The 10,195-nt window shown below is 45.9% G+C and carries 9 protein-coding genes, 1 tRNA gene and 1 rRNA gene; 5 read left to right on the top strand and 6 right to left on the bottom strand.

The window, feature by feature from the left end:
- Positions 1-28: 28 nt before the first annotated feature.
- Positions 29-144, top strand: a 5S ribosomal RNA gene (rrf, locus tag L1D60_RS22850).
- Between the two features lie 41 nt (positions 145-185).
- Positions 186-262 (top strand) — tRNA-Asp (locus L1D60_RS22845).
- A gap of 632 nt (positions 263-894) precedes the next feature.
- On the opposite strand, the gene L1D60_RS22840 is transcribed toward L1D60_RS22845, so the two are convergent.
- From L1D60_RS22840 to hemC, 5 genes are all read right to left on the bottom strand, one after another.
- Complete coding sequence (locus L1D60_RS22840; protein ID WP_239843113.1) at positions 895-1,218, bottom strand: cytochrome c; 324 nt, start codon at positions 1,216-1,218, stop codon at positions 895-897.
- 131 nt (positions 1,219-1,349) lie between these two features.
- Positions 1,350-2,531 (bottom strand): heme biosynthesis HemY N-terminal domain-containing protein, encoded by a 1,182-nt coding sequence (locus L1D60_RS22835; protein WP_239843112.1) that lies wholly within the window; start codon positions 2,529-2,531, stop codon positions 1,350-1,352.
- Complete coding sequence (locus L1D60_RS22830) at positions 2,531-3,751, bottom strand: uroporphyrinogen-III C-methyltransferase (RefSeq protein ID WP_239843111.1); 1,221 nt, start codon at positions 3,749-3,751, stop codon at positions 2,531-2,533. Before L1D60_RS22830 ends, L1D60_RS22835 begins: the two co-directional genes overlap by 1 nt.
- 19 nt (positions 3,752-3,770) lie before the next feature.
- Positions 3,771-4,499, bottom strand: coding sequence for a uroporphyrinogen-III synthase (locus L1D60_RS22825; protein ID WP_239843110.1), 729 nt, complete (start codon positions 4,497-4,499; stop codon positions 3,771-3,773).
- Between the two features lie 2 nt (positions 4,500-4,501).
- On the bottom strand, positions 4,502-5,440 hold the full coding sequence (gene hemC, locus L1D60_RS22820) for a hydroxymethylbilane synthase (RefSeq protein WP_032553343.1): 939 nt from the start codon (positions 5,438-5,440) through the stop codon (positions 4,502-4,504).
- 342 nt (positions 5,441-5,782) lie between these two features.
- On the opposite strand from hemC, the gene L1D60_RS22815 reads away from it, so the two are divergent.
- Positions 5,783-8,311, top strand: a complete 2,529-nt coding sequence (locus L1D60_RS22815; protein ID WP_239843109.1) for a class I adenylate cyclase — start codon at positions 5,783-5,785, stop codon at positions 8,309-8,311.
- A 67-nt stretch (positions 8,312-8,378) separates the two neighbouring features.
- Here the strand turns inward: L1D60_RS22815 and cyaY are convergent, their stop codons facing one another.
- Positions 8,379-8,693: an iron donor protein CyaY gene (gene cyaY / locus L1D60_RS22810; protein ID WP_239843108.1), complete on the bottom strand. Its 315-nt coding sequence runs from the start codon at positions 8,691-8,693 to the stop codon at positions 8,379-8,381.
- Between cyaY and L1D60_RS22805 the strand changes: the two genes are divergently transcribed.
- Both L1D60_RS22805 and lysA read left to right on the top strand, forming a co-directional pair.
- Entirely contained in the window at positions 8,673-8,885 is a 213-nt protein-coding gene (locus L1D60_RS22805) for a lipoprotein (protein WP_084181926.1), read from the top strand. The genes cyaY and L1D60_RS22805 overlap by 21 nt on opposite strands.
- 48 nt (positions 8,886-8,933) lie before the next feature.
- Positions 8,934-10,187, top strand: a complete 1,254-nt coding sequence (gene lysA, locus L1D60_RS22800; protein ID WP_239843107.1) for a diaminopimelate decarboxylase — start codon at positions 8,934-8,936, stop codon at positions 10,185-10,187.
- The last annotated feature ends 8 nt before the right edge of the window (positions 10,188-10,195 follow it).

Here is a 10,195-nt window from a genome sequence, read left to right as displayed (position 1 = left end):
AAACAGCTTTCCAGATTTTAAGAATTTGCTTGGCGACCATAGCGTTGTGGACCCACCTGATTCCATGCCGAACTCAGAAGTGAAACGCAATAGCGCCGATGGTAGTGTGGGGCTTCCCCATGTGAGAGTAGGACATCGCCAGGCTTTAAATTATGGACACTTGCTAAAAGCAAGTACGCCACTGCGGAGTGGTAGTTCAGTTGGTTAGAATACCGGCCTGTCACGCCGGGGGTCGCGGGTTCGAGTCCCGTCCACTCCGCCACTTATCAGAAAGCCTAGTCTTACGACTAGGCTTTCGTCGTTTCTGGGGATAGGTATTTTGGTCTTCAACTAATGAATCCCGGTCGCCTGCGACCCCAACCATTCCGCCACTTGTACTAAGCCCAAGCATAACTGCTTGGGCTTTTTTACGTTTGAACGATAGTATTCGCCCTTCGATCGAAAGAGTCCCGCAAAAGGTTTGCCCGTAGTCCGCAACCCCGACTAAGCGTTCCCGCCATCCGCCACTTATCAGAAAGTCTAGTTTTACGACTAGGCTCTAGTCGTTTATAGGGATCGTTATTTGTGTCTTCGACTAACAAACCTCAGTCGCTAAGGAATTAGATACTAAGACACGCTATTTATTAAGGAACTTCGTCAGAAATAAGAGGAATAGAAGATGGTTGGACGTGCGATAAGTCTTCGTGGTTTCTAAGCTATGAGTCCCTTTTAATGCTCGATATCGCGTTATTGCGTTTCTAGTTATGGCCAAGTCCTCGTCATTCCCTAGGCTGACGAAGGAAGGAGTAGGGAATCTAAATTCCTGCGATATATAGGGCAAATTTTAAAGACAGATTAGTCGGGTAAGAAGTAAAACACCCAGCAATGGCTAGGTACTATACCAAGGGTTATTTGCTATTTATCTTTTCGAGACAGGCAAAGATATCTTTTACATCCTTCCCATTTAAGACGGAGTTCCAAGCTAGCATACCTGTTACCATTTAATACGGTGTCGATGAGTTCTGCTTCGTATTCAAACCAAGAGTTCAATCCATCATAAATGTTCGAGGGCAGCTCCGGTAACGCTTTTCCCGCAATACCATCACCATGACCCAGATCGCCATGGCAGGAGACGCAGAAGCTCTTATAGGAAGCCTCACCAGCTTCTATATTTAGGTTAGCTGCGTATATATTGAAACCAATAAAGCTAGTAAGTAGCAGGATGGCGAACTTTGGCATGATGACTCTCACTCATGATGTTATTTGGGAATAAAGTAAGAGTGCGATGGTTGGTATGAATGTTGTGTGAATAAGATGTACAAAAAAGCCGATGCATATCAGCATCGGCTTTGTGGTGTTGATTTCAGTTTTTATGCCGATTTCACTAAACCTAAGGCCTTACGTGAAACCTCATGTGCCGCTTTGGTTAGGTTTTGTTTCTCTAGCGCATCCGACAAGTAACCATAATCTGAAACGTTAGAACGAAGCTCTAGTGCTTTTTCGAAATGCGCTTGTGCCTCTGTCCACTTTTGCTCTCTCAGATAGAACTGAGCTAGCGCACTGTGAGCCTCTGCATTGTTATCGTCTTTCTTCACAGCTTTCTCTAGCATAACTACAACTGGGTGGTGATCGGCCAGGTTAAGCTCTGGAAGCAGCGTATAAAGCTCGTTTGACTCGCTCTTAGCAATGTTCTCTTTGATGACAGTAAATGCCTCTGAGTCGGCCTTACGAGCAATTAACTGTTTAACAAAACAAGAGACAAGGTGTGTGCTCTGTTTTTGTTTACGAGATAGCTTATTCCAGTGGCTGATCAGCCCTTCACTGCCTTGCTGTTTCGCTACATCATGCAGTAGACCACATTGTGCCTTCTGCTCTAATGCGATTTGTTCTTCTGCAGTAATGATCTTGGCTTTAACCAATTTCGGCGTCAGTTCAATCAGAGGTTGCCACAGCTTAAGCTCAACGTAGGTTGTCTTCAACAAGCCTAAGACAGCTGTATTGCTCGGATAAGTGCCTTTTAACGTCGACAGAGTATCGAAAGCGGCTTCGAAGTTTCTCTCGCTGATCTGCTGCTTAGCTTTCGTTAGCTCAACGGCAAGTTGAGAATTATCTTGTTGGCTAGCTAGCTCGATGTACTTATCTCGCTCATCTTTATTGCCTTGCTCATGTGCTGCCTGTGATGCAACTAGGTAGCACAGTAGCGGCATGTCATGGTGGTTTGCCCAGCGCGTTACTTTTTTCTCTGCGCCTTTCCAGTCACCTTCAAGCAGTTTAACGATGCCTTCATTAGTGTAACGACGTGAGCGTTTTTGTTTGCGAACGCTGAACCAGTTCCACGTAGTTGAACTCGCGTATACCACCTTCTTAAACAGGTACTCAAGGCCAAAGAGTGCGGCCAATAGCGCGATAACAAAAATAACCAATGTGGTTACGCTCATTTCTATTGTTTTATTAGCAATAGAGATCAGAACGTAGCCTTGTTGCCCTGAGAATTGCGTACCGACAAATAGACCAGCACCAAGGACTAAGAAAAGAAAAATCCAACGAATCATTATTTCTCCTCCTTGCTCGTCATCGTGGTCACTTCACGACGTAGGCGCTCACGAATGACATCTGAAAGAGAGCTTTGAGATTCAAGCTTCACAGGGTACTTCACCGTGATGTTTTGTTCGCTCAGCTGTTTGATGGCTTTTTCAAACTCGATGACAGCGTTGTTGTCCTGGTTTAGGTATGCTGTTGACCACTCGTTTGCTGTTTCTAGAGCCGCTGTATAGATATCACCTTGCTCTTTATAAACAGCACGGATTGCCGTCTCAAGCTTACCCTTGATGTTTTCTCTTAGGTAAAAATGTTGCTCTGGAGAAAGTAGAGGTACTACGTCGCCATCACGGCTACGGAAAGTGATGAAGTTGCCTGAGAAATCTTTTAGTGAAGTCATCAGGTTGGTTTGCCAGTCGTTGATGTCTCCAGAAACCACTTCTTTTTTCTGTTCTGGAGCTTCAGGCAAGATCGCGTTCGCCAAAGGCAGAGTATCAACTTGTTGCTGTAGACTGGTTAGGCGTAGTACCAAACCGTCACGATCAATCAGTGGGATCGTGCGAAGCTTAGTAATGTCGTTAGCCATTGATTGGCGTAGTGACACTAGGCTTGGATCGTTCAGCGCAGCAATGCGTTGGTCAGCGCTTTCCATTAACTTAGTTGCGCTAACGGCATCATGTTCCAAGAACAGTTTGCGGCCAGCCAGTTTCACTAGATAATCCGCTTCAGCAAGTAACCAATCATTCGGTCTGCGGCCTTTAACGTCAGCAACAGCAAGCTGTAGGCTTTGGATGCTCTTCTCTTGTTGAGCTTGGACAACCTGTGTTTTTTGAACAGCCTGAGACGCTTCTTGGATTGTCTCTTGTTTAACGGCTTGTAGGTCTTTGTTGACTGCCGATTGGGTGTTTTCCAACTTAGATTGAAGAGCTGCAATTTGCGCTGAATATTCAGCATTCTTTTGCTGCATTTGGAAAGCGATACCACCACTGAAGATAATAGAGATAGCAATCGCAATTGCACCAAACTTAACGCCGCGTTTGCCTTGCTTTTCAGCTTTAGCGATTAGCTCATTTTCTTCCGACGTTGTTTGAGGCTTGGTTGGTTGCTCTTCAGGTTTAGGGGCTTCTGCTTTTGTCTCTTCTGGACTTTCAGAGGTAGCCTCGTCTTGAACTACCGGTTGAGTTTCTGGACTTTTTTCAGGTTCAATATGCTCGTTATTTTTTTTGCTTGTCATGCTTATTTCCTGTTTCTAGCTAAGGCTGGAGAGCAGCCAGTAATATTGGGTTTGTCGCACTTGTCGTATTCGTAACTGTTGAATACCCCAGTTGTTGGGCTCGTTCTGCAATGCGTTGGCTTGGGACAAATAGATGTCTTGTGAAAAGCCAAGTCGAATACTCGTCAGGTGTATTGGAGGTTAAGTATTCCAATTGCTCCTGACTGGTGATGACAATTTTTGAAATCTTTTGTTCAACCCACAGAGGGTAAGTATTGTGGTGGTTTATCGGAATATATTCTCTACGGTAGGTCTCACAATAGGAGACTTGTGCTCCCTGATTGACAAGAGATTCGCGTATTAGCTCGCGACCACCATTTCCACGCAGTATTAAGATCGCCTTATCTCGCACATTTCTTAGCTCTGGCAGCCTGAGAAGGTGCTCACTATCACTCACTTGTGGGTAGTTTACTTTTTGTTTACAAGCTTTGCTTAAAATGTGCGCGGTTTTTTGACCAACGCCAAGATATAGAGTGGAACTGGGCCAACTTTGGTTACTTTGGGCAAGAATTCGTTGAGCCGAGGTAACGGCGTGTTGACTGACAGCAATGATGATATCGCTGCTTTGTAACAGATCAGAAAGAGGTTGGGGCGGAGTGTTGTCAACGATGCGAATCAGTGGGTGATGGAGTGCAGAGACTCCATCATCCACTAGCTGTTGGCAAAGCGCTTGCCCTTCAAGACCTGGGCGAGTTACCAACACTGTCATGGTTAGTCTTGGTCAGCGTAAAGTTTTGTGAGGATTTCACGAGCGCCATCATCAAGGAGCTGGTTAGCAAGCTTAACGCCTAGTGCTTCCGCGTCTTTACGTGGGCCTTTGATCTCACCGCGTACCATTTTCGAGCCGTCTGGTTCACCGACTAAAGCGCGTAGCCAAATGTCATCACCGTCGAGTAGCGAGTAGCTACCGATTGGCACCTGACAACCACCTTCTAGTGTAAGGTTCATTGCGCGCTCACACAGGACACGATCAGCGGTATCTTGGTGATTTAACGGCTCTAGTAGTTTGATTAGTCTTTCGTCATCCAAACGACACTCGATGCCAACGGCACCTTGGCCAACGGCTGGAAGAGATTGTTCTGGCTCAATGAAGCTGCGGATACGCTCCTCTAGCTCTAGACGCTTTAGGCCTGCAGCAGCAAGGATGATTGCGTCGTATTGACCATCATCGAGTTTACCTAAGCGAGTACCTACGTTGCCACGCAGCTCTTTGATTACAAGGTCTGGACGGTACTCCATTAGCTGGCATTGGCGACGCAGACTGCATGTACCAACAACAGCACCTTGAGGTAACTCATCAATGTTGTTGTAGGTGTTGGATACAAAAGCGTCACGCGGGTCTTCACGCTCACAAATCGTAACTAGACCTAAGCCTTCAGGGAAATCGACAGGAACATCTTTCATTGAGTGGACCGCGAGGTCAGCACGACCTTCTAGCATCGCCACCTCAAGCTCTTTAACGAAGAGACCTTTACCGCCCACTTTAGCAAGCGGCGTATCGAGAATGATGTCGCCTTTAGTAACCATGGTCACCAACTCAACCTCTAAACCAGGGTGCGCAGCTTGAAGGGCATCCCTTACAAAGTAGGCTTGCCAAAGAGCAAGTGGGCTTTTTCGAGTAGCGATACGGATTGGAGTTGATTGTGTCATGGTGATTCCGATATGAGTCTGTAATAGCCTAATCCTAACACTCTGGGCAGAAAATTCTTACTGTTAGATCATTGCGAGCTTTGATAGATAAAGGAATTTCATTACTTCACCAAAATAGTGTGATTGGTATCTCATTTGAAACATGGGCTATTATTAGAAATAGTCAATAAAGAGGACACTACCATGCCGTGGATTTAACGTTTTTCCTAGCGGAACAAAGGTGGCAGCATCGCTAGCTTTGCTTTACCATTAACAGTAAAAGTGTTAAATTGATCACGTTTTGTTGTTGCTTTCGTTCAGTAACTAAACAGAAGTGCATTTAATCTCAACCAAGGACTTACCTTGCAGGCATACACTCAGACTTTGATTCAACGGTTGGATAATCTAAATCAACAGCGCATTGATCGTGCGTTGGCGTTGATGGATTTGCAAAGTCAGCGCGTATTCCATCTTATCCCTGCACTGCTTCACTACAACCACCCTATGATGCCTGGTTTCTATGACCAACAAGTTCCTTTTGGAATTCGTAGTTTCACGCCTAATGAATTCCAAAAGCAATTTGTCGAAGATACTGAGCTGACGTTAGGCGGTAAGCTTGCCGAAACGGATTCTCCAGAGATCCTCGGTCTCTACACCATGGGCAGTACTTCCTCTATTGGTCAAAGTACTTCAAGCGATCTTGATATTTGGGTCTGCGTATCACCTGATATGGATGGTGGTGCTCGTGATAGTTTGACTAATAAGTGTCTGCTTATCACTGATTGGGCTCAAACGCTTGGGGTTGAGGCTAACTTCTTCTTGATGGATGAACAGCGTTTCCGCTCGAACCATTCAGAAGAGATGACGGGTGATAACTGTGGCTCTTCGCAGCATCTATTGCTGTTGGACGAGTTTTATCGCTCGGCGGTGCGTTTGGCTGGTCAGCGTCTGCTTTGGCAGATCATTCCTCCAGAAATGGAAGAGTGTTATGACGAGTATGTGCACGATCTGTGTAACAAGGGTTATATCGATTGCTCTCAGTGGATTGATTTCGGCAAATTAAACCGAATTCCAGCGGAAGAGTACTTCGGATCGAACCTTTGGCAGCTATACAAAAGTATCGACTCTCCATACAAATCAGTTTTAAAAGCGATCCTGTTAGAGGCTTACTCGTGGGAGTACCCACATACTCAACTTCTGAGTATTGACACCAAGCGTCGTTTCTTTGCCGATGAACCTGACCTGTACGGGATGGACAGTTACTACTTGATGCTTGAGAAAGTGACTCGCTATCTTGAGCGTATCAACGATGATACGCGTCTTGATCTTGTTCGCCGTTGTTTCTATCTCAAAACTCATGAGAAGTTATCGCGTGAGGCTGGAGTTGGCTCTGTTGCTTGGCGTCGAGAAGCATTAACCGAGATGACTCAATCTTGGAATTGGGATCATGAGACCATCGTTGAGTTGGATAACCGCCGTAACTGGAAGGTTGAACAAGTTAAAGTCGTTCACCATGCTCTATTAGATGCTTTGATGCTCAGCTACCGTAACCTGATTCAGTTTGCGCGTCGTAATGACATCACCTCTGCAATCAGCCCTCAAGACATCAGTATTCTTGCTCGTAAGCTGTATGCAGCGTTTGAGGTGCTACCGGGCAAGGTGACACTTCTTAATCCTCAAATCTCACCGGACCTGCATGAGCCTGATCTGAGCTTTATCGAGGTAAGACAGGGTCAAACTAATAAGGCTGGTTGGTATCTGTATAAGCAGCCTTTGATTGCTCACCGAATTCTTGGTCAACCGTCGCTTGAGCACCATGAGTACTTGAGTAAGTTGGTTGCGTGGTCGTTCTTTAATGGACTGATCACTGAGTCCACACGCCTTCACTCTGTGGTTCGTGACGCACACATTGATATCGATAAGTTCTATCAGATGGTGAGCGATCTGCGTAACACCTTCTCATTGCGCAAGCGCCGTCCGAGTATGCAAGCGCTGGCGAGCCCGTGTGAGATTAGCCAATTGGCAATGTTCATCAACTTTGAGAACGACCCAACCTCAGAGTTGAGTGCTCGCTCTTTAAAAGTTGATTTGAAGAGTGCGGACATTTTTAGTTTTGGCGAAGAAGGTCAGAGCTTAGTGGGCAGTGTCGACTTGGTTTACCGTAACTCTTGGCATGAAGTGCGAACACTGCATTTCCAAGGTGAGACGGCAATGCTCGACGCTTTAAAAACCGTATTGGGTAAAATGCACCAAGATGCGCTACCGCCAGAGTCGGTAGACGTGTTCTGTTACAGCAAAAACCTGCGCGGTGTGATTCGCAATATGGTTTACCAACTGCTTGCTGAGTGTATTGATCTGCGTTTGAAGCCGATTGAGCAAGAGAAGCGTCGTCGATTCAAAGCGATTCGTCTGGCTAACAAGATGTTTGGTCTGTTCTTTGAGCGTCGTGGCGTATCGGTGCAGATGCTAGAAAACTCCGTCGACTTCTATCGCAGCATCTCAACCAATAAGCTGAAGGGCTCACCACTGTTGATGTTGGATAAAGAGCAAGAGTACCAACTACCAGAAGTGGTCGATGGCTTTGCCAGTGAGGGGTTGATTCAGTTCTTCTTTGAGGATACCGATAAGGGTTTCAACATCTACGTATTGGATGAGTCGAATCAGGTTGAGGTTTACCACCAATACAGTGGCCAGAAAGACGAGATGATTGCGAGTGTGAACTCTTTCTACACCTCTGTGAAAGATGATTCCAAGGTGGCGTCGAAGCTGATTAACTTCAATCTTCCTCAGTATTATCAGATTGTTCACCCTGATGATGGGCAATCTTACGTGGTGCCTTATCGTAACGATGCCACGCTCTCTTCGCGTAATTCTAAGATCGCTAACGTTTAGCAACAAAAAAGGAGTGACTGAGTCGCTCCTTTTTTACATTGGTCGCTTTGGGGTATCCATGGATAGATTAAACCCAGTCGATCTCTTCACCGGCGTGTTTCTCACACTCAGCTTTAACCATCTCAAATAGCTCCATGCCTGTCTTTGAGCATGTCCATTTGTCTTCAATCAACTTGAAGTGAAAGCCACCTGACTTAGACGCTAGCCAGATCTCTTTCATTGGCTCTTGGCGGTTAATGATGATTTGGCTGCGGTCTTCAAACTCCAGCGTCATCACGTTGCCAGTCACTTCGTAATCGATGTCAGCCTCTGATTCATCGATCGCTTCTTCGATGTTTTGCATCTGTATATCGACTAGCTGATGAAATTCAGTATCGTTCATCCTTTCTATCCTATTGCTTTTCTTGAGTGTGGTGCGATTATAGGGGGCATTGAGTTAATAATCACGATATGCAAAATGAAAAAGTTAATTACCGCTCTGTTTATGTTGTCTGTTATTGGTCTTTCGGGCTGTGGTCAAACTGGTCCGCTCTACTTACCTGATGATGCGCAGCAAAATGAACAATCGCAATAAGTGAATCAACAATGTAGTAGCAATCGTAACGGATAAGGGATAAGAATTTTGGATTACTTCAACTATCAGGATGATGGCCAGCTTTGGGCTGAAAACGTCGCACTTTCACAACTGGCAGAGCAATACGGCACGCCACTGTACGTATACTCTCGCGCCACTCTAGAACGTCACTGGAACGCGTTCGACTCTTCTGTGGGTGAGCATCCTCACTTGGTTTGCTATGCCGTAAAAGCGAACTCTAACCTAGGTGTACTAAATACACTGGCAAGATTGGGCTCTGGCTTCGATATCGTATCTGGTGGTGAACTGGAGCGTGTTATTGCAGCGGGTGGTGATCCATCTAAGGTTGTGTTCTCTGGTGTCGGCAAAACAGCGGCAGAGATGAAACGTGCGCTTGAGTTGAAGATTAAATGTTTTAACGTGGAATCAGAGCCTGAGTTAGAGCGCCTAAATAAAGTTGCTGGCGAGCTTGGTGTGAAGGCGCCAATTTCTCTGCGTATTAACCCAGACGTTGATGCAAATACTCACCCTTATATCTCTACGGGTCTGCGTGATAACAAATTTGGTATCGCCTTTGACCGTGCACCTGCCGTGTATGCGTTTGCTCAGCAGCTTGAGAACCTCGATATCCACGGTATCGACTGTCATATCGGTTCCCAACTAACTGACATTGAACCGTTCATCGATGCGACTGATCGCTTGTTGGCTCTGATTGACCAACTACGCGCTGATGGTATTAACATCAAACATCTCGATGTGGGTGGTGGTTTAGGGGTGGTTTACCGTGATGAATTACCGCCGCAACCATCCGACTATGCAAAAGCGTTACTAGCTCGACTAGATAATCATGCTGATCTAGAGCTGATTTTCGAACCTGGAAGAGCGATTGCTGCTAACGCTGGTGTATTATTAACAAAAGTCGAATTCCTAAAACCGACTGAACATAAGAACTTTGCCATCATCGATGCTGCGATGAATGACTTGATGCGTCCAGCGCTATACCAAGCATGGCAAGACATTGTCCCTGTTGTTCCACGTGAAGGTGAAGCAGTGACTTATGATTTAGTGGGTCCTATCTGTGAAACCGGTGACTTCTTAGGTAAAGATCGCGCGCTTGTTCTTGAAGAGGGCGATCTCCTAGCGGTGCGTTCTGCAGGTGCTTATGGCTTCGTGATGTCATCAAACTACAACACTCGCTCTCGAGCAGCAGAAGTGATGGTTGATGGCGATAAAACTCATCTTGTTCGTCAGCGTGAAGAGCTAACGAGCTTGTGGGAACTTGAAAACATTCTTCCGGAGTAAGTTTAAGC

This window comes from Vibrio sp. Isolate30 (assembly GCF_022397975.1).
GTDB classification, from domain to species: Bacteria; Pseudomonadota; Gammaproteobacteria; order Enterobacterales; family Vibrionaceae; genus Vibrio; species Vibrio fortis.
The sequence above is the reverse complement of the archived record's forward strand: the minus strand, read 5'-3'. Positions and strand labels throughout refer to the sequence as shown.